This is a genomic window from Planifilum fimeticola (genome assembly GCF_003001905.1).
Classification (GTDB): Bacteria; Bacillota; Bacilli; order Thermoactinomycetales; family DSM-44946; genus Planifilum; species Planifilum fimeticola.
Genome location: NZ_PVNE01000013.1, coordinates 15,686 through 32,938 on the forward strand (window position 1 = coordinate 15,686; position 17,253 = coordinate 32,938).

Here is a 17,253-nt window from a genome sequence, read left to right on the forward strand (position 1 = left end):
TCCCTTTCGATCCGCCGGACTCAGTTCCGGAGCGGCTTGTTCTTGGTCAGCATGTGCATCATGCGCTGCTGGGACTTCGGCTCGCCGGCCAGGCTGAGGAAGGCCTCCCGCTCCAGATCCAACAGGTACTGCTCGTCAACCAGCGTCCCTTCGGGAACTTCGCCCCCCGCCAGGACGTAGGCCAGCTTGCTGGCGATCTTGTAGTCGTGCTCCGTGATATATCCCGACTGCAGCAGGTTGTAGGCGCCCAGTCTCAGCACGTTGTAGCCCGACTCGCCCACCACGGGAATCTTCCGGGGCTGCGGCGGCCGGTATCCGGCCCGGTCCATCGCCAGAACCGCCTGTTTGGCGTCGTACAGGAGATGATCCCGGTTGACGGTGATGCCGTCATAGGGCCGCAGGAACTTGTAATCCCTGGCTTCGTGCGCGCTGGTGGACACCTTGGCCATGCCGATGATCTCGAACACCTTGTTCACCAGGGGCTGCAGCAGGAGTTTTTCCTTCGGATCCACCCCTTCGGTCCAGCGGAGAAGCATCTCCTTGTTTCCGCCGCCGCCGGGGATCAGGCCGACACCCACTTCCACCAGGCCCATGTAGGTTTCCGCCGCCGCCTGGATGCGGTCCGCCGGGAGGCAAACTTCCACACCGCCGCCCAGGGCCATGCCGAAGGGAGCGGCCACCACCGGACGATCCAGGTAGCGGAGGGATCCCATCGCCTTCTGGAACTGGCGGACCATCAGGTCGAGCTCCGGCCAGTTTTGGTCTTGGGCCTCCATCAGGATCAGCATCAAGTTGGCGCCGACGCAGAAATTGGTCCCCTGGTTGCCGATGACCAGACCGCGGTAGTTGGCGGAAACCTCTTTCACCGCCGCGTTGATCATCATGATGATGTCGGCGCCGATGGCGTTTTTGGGCGAATGGAATTCGAGCAGGGCCACGTCGTCCCCGATGTCGATCAGGCTGGCGCCCTTGTTGGCCTTGATCACCCGGTTCTGCTCCTTCAGGCGATCCAGGGAGATGGTTTTGGGATGCTCTTCCACGTCACGGAACTTCCCGCCGACGTGGAAGTGGCGAACTTTTCCGTCTTCCTTGCCGTAGAAGGATTTGGCGCCGGAGGCGAGCAACTCCTCCACGAGGGGCGGGATCGTTTCCCCCTCTTCGCGCATGCGGGCGACGGACTTCTCCACGCCGATGGCATCCCACATTTCGAAGGGTCCCAGATCCCAGTTGAAGCCCCACTTCATCGCCCGGTCGACGCTCACGATGTCGTCGGCGATCTCCGGAATGCGCGCCGCTGAATAGAGGAGAGTCTTTTTCGTGATCTCCCAGGCGAAGCGTCCCGCCGCATCGTCGGCGTACACCAGGGCCTGCAGCTTTTCCGGCAAAGATTTGGCCCGTTTGGCCGCTTCCAGGGACGGGGCGCGCAGCTTCTTGCGCGGACGGTATTCCATCGTCTCCGGATCCAGGGCGAGAATCTCGCTTCCCTTTTCCCCCTTCACCTTTTTGTAGAAACCTTGCCCCGTCTTTTGACCCAGCCACTTCCGCTCCACCATGTTCCGAAGCAGCGGGGATACGACAAAGGTTTCCTTTTCGGCGGGGTCGCTCACGTTTTCCCGGACGTTGTCGGCGACGTGGACGAAGGTGTCCAAACCGACCAGATCCAGGGTGCGGAAGGTGGCGCTCTTGGGACGGCCCATCGCCCGGCCGGTGATGGCATCCACTTCATCCGGACCCAGCCCGGCCTCCTGCATCGCCTTCAACGTCACCTGCAGCCCGTAGACGCCGATCCGGTTGGCGATGAAGTTGGGGGTGTCCTTGGCCATGACGACCCCTTTGCCCAGCACTTCCTCGGCGAAGGCTTTCATCTCCTCCACGATTTCCGGACGGGTCGCCTCGGTCGGGATGATCTCCAGCAGCTTCATGTAGCGGGGAGGATTGAAAAAGTGCGTGCCCAGGAAATGGGAGCGGAACTCCTCCGAGCGCCCTTCCACCATGGCACGGATGGAGATTCCCGAAGTGTTGGAGCTGACGATCGTCCCCGGTTTCCACACCTGCTCCACCTTCGCGTAGAGATCCTGCTTGATCTTCAGGTTCTCGACGACCGCTTCGACGATCCAGTCCACTTCTCCCAGCTTGTCGAGATCATCCTCCAGGTTGCCCACGGTGATCAGGTTCGCCGCTTCCCTGTGGTACAGAGGCGACGGCTTTTCCTTCAGGAGGCGATCCTTACCGGCCTGGGCCAGCCGGTTGCGCACCCGGGGATCGTCCAGCGTAAGGCCCTTCTTCTTTTCTTCCTCCGTCAATTCCCTCGGAACGATGTCCAAAAGATAAGTGGGAATGCCCACGTTGGCCAAGTGCCCGGCGATGGCGGCCCCCATCACCCCGGCACCGAGCACGGCGGCCCGTTTGATCTTCGCCACAGTCGATCCTCCTCTCCCTATTTCGCCCTTCCGCGGAAAATCCTTGTGAATGAATGGTCATTCATTTCAGGCTGAGAAAAAAACACCTTCCGCGGATAGGCGCCTTCCCTGACATCCCTTGTCATGCATCCTCCGGGCAAAGGGCCCGAGTCTTCGAAAAAAAGTGCTTTCAAAGATTATTATTTATCTGATGAACCTCCGCCGTCAAGGGGGAACAAAAACTTTGTGTCCGCCGACAGCTCGGATGAAACCCTAGAAAAGCGCGGGTGCGGTATGCCGCACCCGCGCCGCCCGATCATTTGAAGAAGTTGGCATTGATCTCGATGTATTCCTGCTCCTCTTCCGGAACCATGTCCTCCTGGTAAATCGCTTCCACCGGGCAGACCGGTTCGCAGGCACCGCAATCGATGCAGGTGTCCGGATCGATGTAATACTGGACATCGTCGCCATGAATCGCGTCCACGGGACATACCTCAACGCATTCCGCAGCCTTTTCATCCTTACAAGGCGAAGTGATCACGTAGGCCATTGAATAAACCCCCTTGTCGTACTTTGCTCGGTTTCGTGATAAATCCTTGATGTCTACCGGCCCCCTCCACGGCGGTCGCCCATCATCGGCCTTCTCACGGGGACGGAGCTCGCTCTTGCCGCTTTACCTTCCCCGGGGAGGCCAACAAAAACAGGGAAAGGAACAGCAGGAAAGCTCCGACCCACTCCCAGGGGCTGAGACGCTCCCCCAGGAGGGCCACCGCGAGAAGGGTCGCCGTCAGCGGCTCCAGGAGGGCCGCGATGGAAGCCCGGGTCGCCGTCGTCCGGTTCAGCCCGGTAATGTAAAACATGTAGGCGACGCCCGTGGGCACCAACCCCAGATACAGGATCATCCCCCACGCTTCCCAGGAAGGACCGGGAAAGCGGAGGAAAGGGAGCAGAAACACCGCTCCGAGAGTGAAGGCGACGGCGACGATGCGAATCGGCGGCAGTTCGCCGGTCATACGCTTTCCGATCAGGATGTACCCGCCGTAGCAAATGGCGGCTGCAAGCGCCAGCGCATTCCCCGACCACCATCGAGGGTTCACCAGGCCGGCCAGGCTGTCGACACCGATCATCAGGATCGTTCCAGCCAGACCCAACACCAAAGCCCCCGTCACCCGAAAGGTGAGCCGCTCTCCGAACGCCCAGCGGGCCACCAACGCGACGAACAGCGGAGCGGTGCAGACGGCGAGAAGGGTCGCGGTGGCCACCATGGTTCGATCCACCGCCGAAAAATAGCCCAGCTGATACCCTGCCACCGCCAGTCCAAACAGCAGGAACCAGCCGGCATGGGAGCGCAGCGGTACCGCCGAGGTCCCGAGGCGGACTCCCTCCCGCCACGCGGCAAACAACAGCAGGGGCGAGCTGACCAAAAGGCGCCAGGCGGCGACGGCCAGCGGATCGAGCCCGTGTCCGTCCGTCAATCCCTTCCCCACCAGCCCCGCCGTTCCCCAGAGCACGGAGGCCAGACAGACCCATTTGATTCCTCCACGCAATGCGATCCCCTCCCGTTGATGGATACCGGGCGGGAATCGACAGCTGTCGGTAAACGTCTGTTTGACCGGCCGCGGGTCGCTCCCGCCCTAGAAGGACAGCGGGAGGTTGCTGGGCGGAGGCAAGACCCCTTTCAGGGCCATCGGCTCACCTCCTTTCGGGTCATGATCCCCGATGACCGGGAAATCCCCTTCCGGGAAAAAAGGAGAGAAGGCAGGCGGAAACGATTCTGATGCTTCAAAGCGCACCGCATTTTTCAGAAAACGGCGAAGGGCCGTCGGATGCAGTCTTCCGCCGCCTTCACGACCATTTTACCATAAATGGCAACCCACCCCCAGGGGGTCGACTCGACGCAGGGCCAATCCCCCGGGATATCCGGAAAGGGGGCCACCGTCTCCGTATCGGAAAACCCTCGCGCTTTCAGGGTCTCTCCGCTGCCGTTCCGACCGTCTCCGCAGGTCCCCATAATTACACAAAAAGGAAACCGGCGGACCGCATCCTCTCACTTCGACGGTTCTTCCATCGCCCGGCGAAGCCCCTCGGCGTAGGGTGGGCGGATCACCCCCCGTTCGGTAATGATCGCCGTCACGTATTCGGCGGGAGTGACATCGAAGGCCGGGTTATAGACAGACACCCCCTCGGGGGCCGTTCGCTTTCCGAAGCCCTGCGTGACCTCTTCGGCGGGGCGCTCCTCGATGGGGATGTCCGCGCCCGTCGGGGTCTCCAGATCGATCGAGGAGGTGGGCGCCGCCACGTAAAAGGGGATTCCGTGAGCCCGGGCCAGCACCGCCACGCCGTAGGTTCCGATCTTGTTGGCCACATCCCCGTTGGCCGCCACCCGGTCCGTGCCCACGATCACCGCCTGCACCCACCCCCTCTGCATGACGGCAGCGGCCATGTTGTCGCAGATCAGGGTGACGTCGATCCCCGCCTGCTTCAGCTCATAGGCGGTCAACCGGGCGCCCTGCAGGACGGGGCGCGTTTCGTCCGCGAACACCTTCAGCCGCCAGCCCCGTTCCTTGGCGAGATAGAGCGGTGCAAGGGCCGTCCCGTAGGCCGCCGTCGCCAATCCGCCCGCGTTGCAATGGGTGAGGACGCCCATGCCGTCCTCGAGAAGGGAAAGGGCGTGTTCCCCGATCCGCCGGCAAACCTCGGCATCCTCCCGCCGGATCGTCTCCGCTTCCTGAAGCAGGGCCTCCTTGATCTCCGAAAGGGGCTTTCCCTTCAGGCTTTCCGCCCGGCGAACCATCCGGCGCAGGGCCCAGTGCAGGTTGACCGCCGTCGGCCGGGAAGTGCCGAGCCGGTCGGATGTCCGATTCAACAGTTGCCAGAAACCCTCCTCGTCCCCCTCAGGAACATCCCGGACCCCCAGATACAGGCCGTAGGCGGCGGCGATCCCGATGGCGGGGGCGCCCCTGACGGCAAGTTCCCGGATGGCTTCCCGAACTTCCTCGGGCCGGGTCAATTCCAGGTAGACGGTTTCCGTCGGCAGGCGGCGCTGGTCCAGCAGCATCAAGCGGTCTTCCTTCCACGCCACCGCCGGCGGATGGGGCAGATCCATCCCTGGTTTCATCCTCATTCCGCCCCCCCTTCCCGGCGTACCAGATCCGTAATATCGCCGATTCGCCGCATTTCCCCGCGGCGGAGCACCAGCTGCGCCCCGATGCGGAGCGCCTGCCTTTCCGCGACCGCCCGCACCTCCGGCGGCTCGATCGTTTCCAGATCGGCCACGGGAGCGAGACCGATCACCCGGCGCATCATTTTGCAGCCGGCAAAACCGGCGGAGTCCTGCAGAAGGCGCAAAATATAAGCATCCCGATAACCCGGGGCGGACCACATCTCATCCTTCACGTGTTCGTCCCACAACCGGTTGAAGCGCTCCAGAAATCCGTTCCACACGTCCTCCGCCGTTCGGAGCAGCCATTGGCGGTAGGACTTTCGCTCCCCGGGGTCGGCGGTTTGCCCTTCGTGGGAAGCGTAGGAGAGGAACAGGTTGGCCAGCAGGGCCCCGATATCAAACCCCATCGGGCCGTAGTAAGAAAACTCCGGATCGATCACCTTGGTATCCTGCTCCGTCACCATGATGGAACCCGTATGCAGATCGCCGTGAATCAGGGCCTGGCCGCAGGTCATGAAGCTTTCCTTCAGGTTGGCGACCTCCCGCCGGAGATCCCCGTCGTTCCAGATCGCCTCCACATCCTCGCGGATGAGGGGGTTGAAGGAGTTGGTATCGGCGTCGTAGTAAGGATGGGAGAAGACCAGGTCCTCGGTGATCTTGCACATCTCCGGATTGATGAAACGGCGCACTCGGGCCTTTTTCTCCTCCGGAGACAGGTAAAGGTCGGAGGTGAAGAACAGGGTCCGCGCCAAAAACTCCGCCATGTGTTCCGCAAAACGGGGATACCGCTTCCGGGCGATCAACCCCTTCCGCATGATGATGTGATCGGAACAATCCTCCATCGCCGTCAGCGCCAGATCCGGATCATAATGATATACGCGGGGCACCAGGCCCGGTGCCAGCTCCCCCTGGATTTTGAGCGCCTCCGATTCGATGCGCGCCCGATCCAGCGTCAGCGGCCATGACTCCCCCACCACCCGGGCGTAGGGAAGCGCCTGTTTCAAGATGAGGCTGCGTCCGGTGGCTGCGTCCACCACGCGAAAAACAAGGTTCAGATTGCCGTCGCCGATCTCCCGGCTGAACAGCTGGGCATCGGAAGGAAAGAAACCGGGAAGTTTGCTGCGGACGTATTGCACCGCTTCCTCTTCCGTCAACGGATGGTATGCGGATGGCATGGGACGACCCCTTTCCCTCTGGATTTTTCACTTTCGATTTTTCGGATAATCCGACTCCTTGGGTCCATTTCGACAAAAGGAGACCATTCCCTCTTTTCATACCCATTTGCAAAGTCCGGTACTCCGAAAACAAAAACCAGCCCCCGTCGGGGGAAATCCCCGGGAAGGCTGGTATTCGGAAGGGCTCAAGGATTAGGCGAAGCGGCGACGGAAGGCCAGGATCCCTGCTCCCGCAAGGAGAAGCAGTCCGCCGAACAGCATGCTTTGGGGATGGGAAGTGGCCGTCTTGGGCAGTTTGCCACCGCCCTGTCCGCCCTTGTTGTTCGGAATCTCGCCGGATTTGTCCTCATCCTTGGACCCATTGTCATCCGGCTTGTTTTGATCATCCGGCTCGTTGCCGCCCGGCTGATCATCGCCTCCCCCATTTTGGGGCGGTTCGGCGGGTTGACCGTCACCGGGCTTGTCCGGGCAATCCACCTTGATCCCTTTGGTCCACAGGGCCTTATGCTTTCCTTTCTTGGAAAGCTTGAACCAATAATATCCGGACTTCTCCGGTTTATGGGTGAATTTGCCCACTTTTTCGGTGTCCAGTTCCAGGGTCCCGCTGTTCACCGGTTGGGCATCCTTGAATTTCCCGGTTTCGGACCAGAATACTTCCACCTGGATTTTCCCTGCGATTTTCCCCCAAACTTTGGGAAGCTTCACCTTGACAAAAATCTCATTGCAATCGCCGCCGTACCACTTCTTGAACGGCTTTTCAGGCCACTTGTCCGGCTTGCAGAAGGAATCCCAATCGTCGTGATGCTTCCCCGTCGCAAAGGTGGCCTGAGGGAACAGCATTCCAAGGGCCAAAACCGCAGCAAACAACAGGATGCCATAACGCTTCAAGAGTACCCCTCGCCTTCTGGAATTTGTTGGGATGTATATGAATTCTGTAAATCTAATGTACTACGGTGATAGGGGAAGTTCAATAGCCTTTTTCTCTTTTTCATGCAAAAATCAGAAGGCTCTCGTCACAGGCCGAACAGCGGACGGAGCACGGCTTCCATCCCGGCGTAAACGGAGGGGACCAAGGTGCTGAAAATCGGTCCGAAAACGCGGTCCCCGAGGGGCGTAACGAACAACACGAGAAAAAGGACGATCGCGTAAGTCTCCAACTGCGTCAGCCGAACCCGAAGGTGCGGCGGCGCCAGATCCTCCAGAATCCGGTACCCGTCCAGCGGCGGCAGCGGAAGCAGATTGAACACGAACAGCACGATGTTGATTCCGATCAAGGCGTCAAACATCCGGACGAGGGCGCTGTCCTCCGTCGGAACCACGCCGCCCCACTGGGTGAGGACATGCCAGAGAAACAGGCTCACAAAGGCGATCAGCAGATTGGCCAAGGGACCGGCCAAGGTTACCAGCACCCCCGCCAGGCGGGGACGCCGAAAATGGAACCGGTTGACGGGGACAGGCTTCGCCCAGCCGAATCCCAGCAAGAAGACGGCGATGGTCCCGATGGGATCCAGATGGACGAGGGGATTCAAGGTGACCCGCCCCTCCCTTTTGGCGGTGGGATCGCCGAATCGCCAGGCGGTGTAGGCGTGGGCAAACTCATGGAGGGCAAAGCCCGGCAACAGCGCAAGGGCGATGAAGAGGATCTGATCCGGGGGATAGGCCAAAAAACGCTCCAACTTTCCACCTTCTTTCACCATTAAAGAAGCCTCCGTTCCCGGGAACGGAGGCGGAGATTCAGTTCTTCAGACGGCGACTTCACTTGTCGGAAATTTAGGTTGGACAACCTCTATGGGACCGTCGCCTCTTCTGAGCACCTTGGGAAACGCCTGTGTCGGTTTCAGCACATCCATCAGGTACTGAATGGCCAACATCGGATCAACGGTATACCCGCAGGTATAGCAGTCGAGTGCGGCAAAGCCTTTTTCCGGATAGGTGTGAATCGAAAGGTGGCTTTCCGACAGGAGAACCAGCACGGTAGCCCCTTGCGGCTCAAACTTCTTGGACTGCACCGACAACACCGTCGCTCCGCACTTTTCGGCAGCCGTCACCAGGTGCCGCTCCAGTTGGGTGACGTCGTTGAGCAGATGATAATCGACGCCCCACGCATCCATCGCCACATGCCTTCCGAAAGTGGAATACTCCATCCTTCCGGCCCCCTTCCTAGCAAAAATTTGCGTTGAGCCAATTTAAGCTAGGATCTGCTCATTCACCACGGGGGAAGGTTAGTCCTCGGAGGTCCCAACCCTTTAAGTGAATCTTGGATCCTACTGACTCAGATTGACGCATATAACCGTATCACATTTTATGGGGGAGTTCAAGAGGGATTTCCTCACATCCCCATGATATTGTAGCCGCCGTCCACATGAATCACCTCGCCGGTGATTCCGCGGGACAGAGGACTGGTCAGGAACAAGGCGGTGTCCGCCACTTCGGCGGGATCCGTCGTCTTGCGGAGGGGCGAACGCTCCTCGACGATGTGCAGCATGGAGTTGAAGTCCTTCACTCCCTTTGCCGCCAGGGTGCGGATCGGACCGGCCGAAATGGCGTTGACCCGGATCCCCGCCGGCCCCAGATCGTGGGCCAGATAGCGAACGCTGGCCTCCAGGGCCGCCTTGGCCACGCCCATCACGTTGTAATTGGGGATGACCCGCTCCGATCCCATGTAGGTCAGGGTGAGGATGCTGCCCCCTTCGGTCATCAGGGGCTTGGCCGCCCGGGCGCAGGCCACCAGGGAATAGGCGCTGATGTCCTGGGCGAGGGCATAACCGTCCCGGGACGTTTCCACAAAGGGCACTTCCAAATCCTCCGCCTTGGCGAAGGCGATGCAGTGCACCAGCCCGTCGATGCGCCCCCAGACTTCGCCGATCTTGTCGAAGGCGGAACGCACCTGTTCGTCCGAGGTCACGTCGCATTCGATCAAGGGGGAGCCGGGCATCTCCGCGTCCACCAGTTCCCTCACCCGCCGCTCCAGCCGCTCTCCCTGGTAGGTGAAGGCCAGCTCCGCGCCGTGGTTGTGCAGGCTCTGGGCGATGGCCCAGGCGATGCTCCGCTTGTTGGCCACCCCCATGATCACTACGCGCTTGCCCTCCATCAATTTGGTCATTGTCCACGATTCTCCCTTCTTATTGTATGTAATCGCTCGTCTGAAGGATCACGAGATACTGGCGGATTTCCGATTTAGTACCTGCTACTAAATCCATATTCCAGCGTAGCGGAAAAGCATAGGGATGTCAATTGAGCGCTCCGGGATCGGATTTGCCATCTTCTTCTTTTCTTTTCACATCCAGCGGAAAGGTGAATTCCCGCCTTTGGGAGATGATCTTGCCCTTGGAGGTGTAGAGGATTCCCGTGGTCACCGACAGGCTGTTCACGCCTTCGACCGGCCGGCACAGAGGGAGATACAGCTCTTTGCCCCACTCTGTACGACCCTCAAATTCCAGTTCGGAAGCATTTAGGTCCCTTTCGGCCACATCAACCGCTTCGCCGCTAAACAGCTTCAACCGTTCAACCGGCATCCAGCGAAGCTTCTCCTCCCCGCCACCTTCCACTTTATAAAACAGGTTCAGGAGGTAAACTTCCTCCCCCGTGCAGGCTCCATTCGACAACCTCCGCCGATTCTCCGGACTCAAATTCGTCCATCGATGAAATTCCAGCGATACCAACTTTAGCCGCATGGGTCCCACCTGAACCGTTTCCCCCAAGGCCACCCTCCGGATCCATCGTCTTTTCCCTTTTTCCGTCACGATCCAATCTCCCTCGCGCACCGGCTCCCGCACGTTGCCTCCCACTTCGCCTTCCATCCTCTTCGGAAGGCTTTCCGCCCCCATCTCTTTGGAGAGGGATTGCCCGCTTTCACAGGAGGACAATATCGCAACCATACCTATGACCAGTATTGCCATCCACTTTCTCATCCGTAACTTCCCTGCTCCCCCAAAGAAACCGTCACCTTCATTCCGCCACCGGCACCCGGAACTGGGCCCGGACCAGGTTGAAATACTCTCCGCGCCGCGCCATCAGTTCCTCGTGGGTCCCCTGTTCGATCACCTTCCCCCGCTCCAGGACGACGATCTTGTCGGCATCCCGGATCGTGGACAGCCGGTGGGCGATCACGATGGCGGTCCGGCCGGAAAGCAGCGTTTTCATCGCCCGTTGGATCCTCTGTTCCGTCTCCGTGTCGATGCCGGCGGTGGCCTCGTCCAGGATCAGGATCCGGGGGTTCGCCAACAGGGTGCGGGCAAAGGAGAGCAGCTGCCGCTGGCCGACGGACAGCACGCTGCCCCGCTCTTCCACCTCCGTCTCATATCCCTTGGGCAGATCCCGGATGAAGGCGTCGGCTCCCACCGCCTCCGCCGCCGCCCGCACTTCCTCGTCGGTGGCCTCCGGCCGCCCGAAGCGGATATTCTCCATGATGGTTCCCGAGAAGATGAAGGTATCCTGCAGGACGATGCTGACCCGGCGGCGGAGGCTGTCCAGGCGGAGATCCCGCAGATCGCGGCCGTCGAGGGTGACGCATCCACCGGTGGGATCGTAAAAGCGGCAGATCAGGTTGACGATCGACGTTTTCCCCGACCCCGTGTGTCCCACCAGGGCGACGGTCTGCCCGGGCATGATCTCCAGATCGATCCCGTCCAGCGCTTTCCTCTTGCCGTCGTAGGAAAAGACCACCTTCTCCAGTCGGATATGCCCTCGGACCTCCTCCAGGTCGGCGGCATCTTTTTTCTCCGGGACGGAAGGCTCTTGATCCAGGAATTCAAAGATCCGCTCCGTGGAGGCCATCGCCATCAGGAGCTGGTTGTACACCTGTCCCAGCCGGGAGATGGGTTCCCAAAAGTTTCCGAGGTAATAGGCGAAGGCGACAAACACGCCGATGGTGATCGCCTCCTGTTGGATGAGATAGGCTCCGTAACCGATCAGGATGGCGGTGCCCGCCGCCCCGGTCATCTCCACGAAGGGACGAAAGGTGGCGCTCTTGCGGGTTGCGTCCCTCCAGGCTTCGTAGTTGTCCCGGTTCAGCCGGCGGAAATACTCCATGTTTTCCTTTTCCTGGGTGAAGGACTGGGTGACCCGCATCCCCTGAATGCTTTCGTTCAGATGAGAATTGAGCACCGACTGCCGGATGCGCACCCGCTGCCAGGAACGGCGAATCAAGCGACGCAGTTTGATCGATATCAGGAACATCAGGGGAAGAACCACCAGGACCGCCGCCGTCAGACTGGGGCTGAGCACCGTCATCACGATCACGATCCCGCACAGCAGGGCGATGTCCATGATGACGTTGACGATCCCGTTGGTGAGCAACTCCTGCAGGGAATTGATGTCATTGGTGATGCGCACCAGGATCGACCCCGCCGATCGCTCGTCGAAAAACCGGAGGGAAAGGCGCTGGATGTGGTTGAAAAGATCTTTTCGCAGGTCAAAAATGACCGATTGCCCCAGCCGGTTCATCCAGCGGATCCGCAGGGAGTTGGCAATCCAGTTGAGCAGGTACATCCCGGAGATGATTCCCACGAAGACGGCCAGGAGCTGTCCGTCCTTTTTCATCAGAGCCTGGTCGATGGCCAAACTGATGGTGTAGGGGGCGAAGAGCCGGACCGCCGTCGACAGGGCCATCACCAGGAGCGACAGGAGCAGCAGCGTCCCGGCGTAAGGCTTCACATACGACAGCAGCCGGGCCATCAGTGCCCAGTTGAAGGGTTTCTCGATCACCGTTTCCGGAGCGTACCGAAAGCGCTCCCGCGCAGGCGTTTCCATGGCGACTCCCCCTCCTCACAGCGGCACGGCGTGCCGGTCCCGGAATTGGATGTCGTAGATACGGCGGTAGATGCCCCCGTGCTCCAACAGCTCCCGGTGGGTGCCCCGCTCCACCACCCGCCCCCGGTCCAGCACCAGAATCTCGTCGGCGTGCTGGACGGAGGAGATGCGATGGGCGATGATGAAAGTCGTCTTTCCCCGCATGGCCTCCCTCAGGGCTTCCTGGAGGCGGGACTCCGTCACCATGTCCACGGCGCTGGTGGCGTCATCCAGAATCAGGATCGAAGGCTCCGTCACCAGCGCCCGGGCGATGGCAATCCGCTGTTTCTGTCCGCCGGACAGGCCGAGTCCCCTCTCTCCCAGCACCGTGTCATAACCGTCCGGAAAACCGGAGATAAAGTCGTGGGCCTGGGCCCGTTTCGCCGCCCGGATCACCTGCTCCATGGAGACGTCGGGACGCCCGTAGGCGATGTTGTCGCGGATGGTGGAAGAAAACAGGAAGGTTTCCTGAAACACCACGCCGATGTGGCGCCTCAGAAATTGAAGATCGTATTCCCCGACCGGCCGGCCGTCCACGAGGACCTCTCCCTCCGTGGGGTCGTAAAAGCGGGAAATCAGCCGGGTGAGCGTCGTCTTTCCCGCTCCCGTCGCCCCGATGAGCCCGATCACCTTCCCCGGCGGCGCGTCGAAGGAGACCTCCCGGAGGGCCCACTCCCCGTCCGGAGAATACCGGTGGGAAACCTTCACAAACCGGACATGGCCCCGGATTCGCTCCGCGACCAACGCCTGCGGAGGACTTTGGATCTCCTCGGGCTCATCCAGGATCTCCAGGAGCCTCTTCCCCGCCGCTTTGGACTGGGAATACGTGTTGATGATGAATCCCAAATACATCAGCGGGCCGATGATGTACCAGACCAGGCTGAAAAAGGCGACCAGCTCCCCCAACAGCAGCTCCCCCCGAATCACCAGCCACCCCCCGTAGGCGAGCAGCACCACCACGCTGATGTTACCGATCAACTCCATCAGGGGAAAATAGGCGCTCCAGATGTGGGCCGCCTCCAGGTTGGCCTCCATGTAGTGGCGGTTTCGGTCCCCGAACCTGGAGATCTCCAGGTCTTCCCGGGCCAGGGCCTTCACCGTGTGCATGCCGCTGATGTTTTCCTGCACCTTGGTGGTGAGATGTGCAAAGGATCTGCGAACCCCCAGAAAGGCGGGATGCACTTTCCGGTCGAACCTGTAGACGGTGACGGAAAGAAAGGGCATCGCCAGAAGGGTGACCACCGCGAGCAGCGGATGGAGGTACACCATCACTCCCAGCCCGAATCCCAGCAGGAGAAGAAAGTTGATGAACTGGGCGCATCCGAAGGAAAGGAAGAAGCGGAACACCTCCACATCGGCCGTCAAGCGGGACATGAGATCGCCGGTCTTGGCGTTGTCGTAAAACCGGAAGGGAAGGGACTCCAGCTTCCGATAGAGGGCGTTCCTGAGCTCGTAGACCGTCCGGATGCCGAACAGGTCCCCGGCATATTGCTGCACAAAGGCGGCGAGGGACTTGACCAACATCAACAACACAAAGCCCAGGGCGATCCAGGGCACCCACTCGTAACGCCCCGCGCCGATCACCTCGTCGATGGTGACCTTCAGGGCAAAGGGATAGAGCATCGTCAGCCCGGTCACCAGAAAGAGCGCCGCAAGGGAAACGAAAAAATACCCTTTGAAGGGCCAGTAAAAACGTTTCAACCGCTTAAAGGTTTCCAAGGACAAACATCTCCTTTGGCTCGCGGATCGTTTGGCCTGATCTCTCTCCCTCTCCGGTTGACATCCATCCGATCACATGAATTCCGACACCCCTTTAATACCGCCATGTGCCAATGTTTTCAGGTCCAGAAATATTCGGCAGCCGAAGGAAAAAGACCTTCCGGAGATTCCATTTTTCTCGAAAAACCGTCAGGGTTCGTAAAGGGCCAGATCCCCTGGCCTGCCCAAAATAAAAAAGCGGTGACGACCGCCGCCCGCCCCCGAACCGGACGGCGGGCCTTCGCCACCGCTCCTCCTGCAAGACGTCATCGGAGCTGCGGACAGAAGATCCCGACCCGGTTTTACATGGCGGAAAGATGGATACGATATGCTTGGTCCACCCTTTTGGAATAAAGGAGAAGCCGACGTCCGGGAAGAATGGGTCAAGGGATCACCGGTATCGGTATCCAAAAAAGCGGCACCTGCCGGCTCCGTAAAGAAGCCGGGGAGCGCCGGATGAGGAGGCGAAGTCATGGAAACCCTTGACGAGTATTTGGCGCGGATTGAGAATCCGTCACACCGGGAGAGGATGAGGGAGATTTTCAACTGGATAAAGGACAAATATCCGAATCTCAAACCGGTAATCAAATGGAATCAACCGATGTTTACGGATCACGGAACCTTTATCATCGGATTCAGCACATCAAAAAAACATGCGGCGGTCGCCCCTGAACAGGTGGCCATCGCCCATGCGAAGGACGATATCGAGAAGGCCGGCTATGACTATACCGAAAATATCATCCGCATCCCCTGGGAACGGCCCGTCCCCTATGCCCTGCTGGAAAAACTGATTGAGTTTAACATTCGGGACAAGGCGGATTGCAAAACCTTTTGGCGAAAATAGGAGCCGCACCGAACGGATGAAACCGTTCGCCGTCGGCCCCCTTTTCCGGATGCACCTCCATTCGGGATCTAAGGCAAAGGATCATCCTCCCCTTCCCAGGCGAAAACGGAACCGGAGCCGATCTCCCGGTGCGTCCCGCTCCGGGAGGATTGATGCAATTCGTGCATGATGTCGAGCACATGGAGCGCGAGCTCCCCGCTGGCTCGATGGGGACGGTTCTCCCGGATCGCCCGGACCATGTCGGCCAGACCGACCCCCCGGCTGTTCTCCCGGTACGGCCCCTCCGCCGGTATCTCCCGCCAATTCCGGTCGTCTTTCCCCCGAAGGCGGATCACGCCGTCGAACCGATTGGGATCGGGCACCACCAGTGTTCCCTTCTCCCCGTAAATCTCGATATGGGGCAGGGTGGAGCTCCACACGTCGAAGCTGGTGATGATCGTTCCCACCGCCCCGCTGGCAAAATCGAGCACTCCCGCCACGTGGGTGGGAACGTGGACGGAAAATCTACGCGGCCTGTCTCCCGGGCCGATCGCCTCCCGTTCGGGAAAGGAGATGGAAGCGGAACCCGTGACCCGGCGGACGGGACCCAGGAGAATCGCCAGGGCGGTCAGATAGTACGGCCCCATGTCGAACATCGGCCCTCCCCCCTTCTCATAGAAGAAATCGGGGTTGGGATGCCAGCGCTCCGGGCCGCGGCTCATCATGAAGGCAGCGGCGCCCACCGGCCGGCCGATCGCTCCCTCCCGAAGCAGCCTCCGACACGTCGAAAGTCCCGCCCCGAAAAAGGTGTCCGGCGCACATCCGACGCGCAGGTTTTTCTGTTTCGCCAGGGAAAGGATGCGGCGCCCGTCCGCCGGATCCACCGCCAGGGGTTTTTCCGAATAGACGTGTTTCCCCGCCTCCAGCGCCGCCAGACTGATGGCGGCGTGGGCCCGGGGAGGCGTCAGATTCAAAACCAGATCCACCTCCGGGTTGTCGAGCAATTCCTCCACGCCACAGGCGACGGGAATCCCGTAACGGGCGGCCTTTTCCCGGGCCCGCTCCGCGTCCAGATCCGCACAGGCCACCACCTCCACACCGTCGAACCGGAGGAGGTTTTCCAGATAAACCCCGCTGATGTTGCCGCACCCCACGATGCCGATGTTCATCCGCTCCGCTCCTTTCCCTTCCGGGAAGCCCACTTCATTCCCCGGACCACCATGGTTTTCACTTCCTCGATGCGCAGAACGTCCGGGGCGTGACCGAGGGAGCAATAAAAAACCCGGCCCTCCCCGTGGGATTTGACCCAGGCCACCGGCATCGCGACTCCGTTGTGGGCCGTCGTTTCCGCCAGCACCCGGATGGCCGGATCGACATGCATGTAATACAGTTCGGAAACCACGTCAAAATCGGAAATCCCTTCAGTGATCGGGTGGTGGCGTTCCGCGATGCGCACCCGATAGGCGACGGAATCCCCTCCCGGATGAGCGACAAACTGCCCCCCCACCATGTACTGAAATTCAGTCGCTTCCCGGAAGGCATCCCCCATGCCCCCGTGGAGGCCGGCCAGACCGGTCCCCCGCTCCACGGCCTCCGTCAGATTTCGCAGCGCTTCACCCCCGATGCGGCCCATGGTCCAGTTGGGAACGACGAGATCCGTTTCCAGAAGCTTTTCTCCATCCAGCAGGCAGTCCAGGGTGTCCGCCACTTCCACATCCATCCCCTCGTCGGTCAGCCATTCCTTCAGCATACGGGCCACTTCCTCCGGACGGTGCCCCGGCCAGCCTCCCTGAAAGATCAGAACCTTTTCCTTCTCCATCCTTCGTTCCCCCTTTCATGATCGCTGCCGCCGGAAGAGAAGCGGGGCGATTCGCAATCCGCACAAGATTGAGGGCGGTGACAACTTGCATATTCGCCGGTTTTGCGGCTCTTGCTCCGGCTCCCGCACTGGACGTTTTCCTCCAGCCTCTCCCGGTACGAAGGCGAAGGGTGATATATCGAAAATTTTAAATAATTTTATACAAATTGTATCATCTTTTTCGACATCCCGTCAACACAAAACCTCGGGGCTACCGCATCCCGAAATCCAACGAAAAAACCCCCGCAACCGGGGATTTTGAAAAACAGCTCCAGCGCAAAACGGTT

15 protein-coding genes are annotated in these 17,253 nt (G+C 60.3%); 1 reads left to right on the plus strand and 14 read right to left on the minus strand.

What is annotated here, in order from left to right; all coding sequences use genetic code 11:
• Positions 1–20 precede the first annotated feature (20 nt).
• From CLV97_RS09275 to CLV97_RS09335, 12 genes are all read right to left on the minus strand, one after another.
• Positions 21–2,420 carry a 3-hydroxyacyl-CoA dehydrogenase/enoyl-CoA hydratase family protein gene (locus tag CLV97_RS09275; protein ID WP_106345247.1) on the minus strand — a complete coding sequence of 800 codons (2,400 nt, stop codon included), beginning with the start codon at positions 2,418–2,420 and terminating at the stop codon, positions 21–23.
• 295 nt (positions 2,421–2,715) lie between these two features.
• The gene (locus CLV97_RS09280; protein WP_106345248.1) at positions 2,716–2,949 is read right to left on the minus strand and encodes a ferredoxin family protein; all 234 of its coding nucleotides are present in this window, start codon (positions 2,947–2,949) and stop codon (positions 2,716–2,718) included.
• Between the two features lie 94 nt (positions 2,950–3,043).
• Positions 3,044–3,946, minus strand: coding sequence for a DMT family transporter (locus CLV97_RS09285; protein WP_106345249.1), 903 nt, complete (start codon positions 3,944–3,946; stop codon positions 3,044–3,046).
• Positions 3,947–4,446: 500 nt separating this feature from the next.
• Positions 4,447–5,517, minus strand: a complete 1,071-nt coding sequence (mtnA, locus tag CLV97_RS09295) for an S-methyl-5-thioribose-1-phosphate isomerase (protein ID WP_425440558.1) — start codon at positions 5,515–5,517, stop codon at positions 4,447–4,449.
• Between the two features lie 2 nt (positions 5,518–5,519).
• Positions 5,520–6,737: an S-methyl-5-thioribose kinase gene (gene mtnK / locus CLV97_RS09300; protein WP_106345251.1), complete on the minus strand. Its 1,218-nt coding sequence runs from the start codon at positions 6,735–6,737 to the stop codon at positions 5,520–5,522.
• Positions 6,738–6,929: 192 nt separating this feature from the next.
• Entirely contained in the window at positions 6,930–7,625 is a 696-nt protein-coding gene (locus tag CLV97_RS09305) for an LPXTG cell wall anchor domain-containing protein (protein ID WP_106345252.1), read from the minus strand.
• Between the two features lie 125 nt (positions 7,626–7,750).
• Positions 7,751–8,434: a site-2 protease family protein gene (locus tag CLV97_RS09310; protein ID WP_146130454.1), complete on the minus strand. Its 684-nt coding sequence runs from the start codon at positions 8,432–8,434 to the stop codon at positions 7,751–7,753.
• 45 nt (positions 8,435–8,479) lie between these two features.
• Complete coding sequence (speD, locus tag CLV97_RS09315; protein WP_106345253.1) at positions 8,480–8,881, minus strand: adenosylmethionine decarboxylase; 402 nt, start codon at positions 8,879–8,881, stop codon at positions 8,480–8,482.
• Between the two features lie 185 nt (positions 8,882–9,066).
• Positions 9,067–9,840, minus strand: coding sequence for an enoyl-ACP reductase FabI (gene fabI / locus CLV97_RS09320; protein ID WP_106345254.1), 774 nt, complete (start codon positions 9,838–9,840; stop codon positions 9,067–9,069).
• Positions 9,841–9,967: 127 nt separating this feature from the next.
• Positions 9,968–10,648 (minus strand): hypothetical protein, encoded by a 681-nt coding sequence (locus CLV97_RS09325; RefSeq protein ID WP_146130455.1) that lies wholly within the window; start codon positions 10,646–10,648, stop codon positions 9,968–9,970.
• A 37-nt stretch (positions 10,649–10,685) separates the two neighbouring features.
• Entirely contained in the window at positions 10,686–12,488 is a 1,803-nt protein-coding gene (locus CLV97_RS09330; protein ID WP_106345256.1) for an ABC transporter ATP-binding protein, read from the minus strand.
• 15 nt (positions 12,489–12,503) lie between these two features.
• Complete coding sequence (locus tag CLV97_RS09335) at positions 12,504–14,246, minus strand: ABC transporter ATP-binding protein (protein WP_106345324.1); 1,743 nt, start codon at positions 14,244–14,246, stop codon at positions 12,504–12,506.
• A 511-nt stretch (positions 14,247–14,757) separates the two neighbouring features.
• Here CLV97_RS09335 and CLV97_RS09340 point away from each other — a divergent pair.
• On the plus strand, positions 14,758–15,129 hold the full coding sequence (locus CLV97_RS09340; RefSeq protein WP_106345257.1) for an iron chaperone: 372 nt from the start codon (positions 14,758–14,760) through the stop codon (positions 15,127–15,129).
• A 68-nt stretch (positions 15,130–15,197) separates the two neighbouring features.
• Here the strand turns inward: CLV97_RS09340 and CLV97_RS09345 are convergent, their stop codons facing one another.
• Positions 15,198–16,277 (minus strand): Gfo/Idh/MocA family protein, encoded by a 1,080-nt coding sequence (locus CLV97_RS09345; protein ID WP_106345258.1) that lies wholly within the window; start codon positions 16,275–16,277, stop codon positions 15,198–15,200.
• Complete coding sequence (locus CLV97_RS09350; RefSeq protein WP_106345259.1) at positions 16,274–16,927, minus strand: ThuA domain-containing protein; 654 nt, start codon at positions 16,925–16,927, stop codon at positions 16,274–16,276. Before CLV97_RS09350 ends, CLV97_RS09345 begins: the two co-directional genes overlap by 4 nt.
• Between the last annotated feature and the right edge of the window lie 326 nt (positions 16,928–17,253).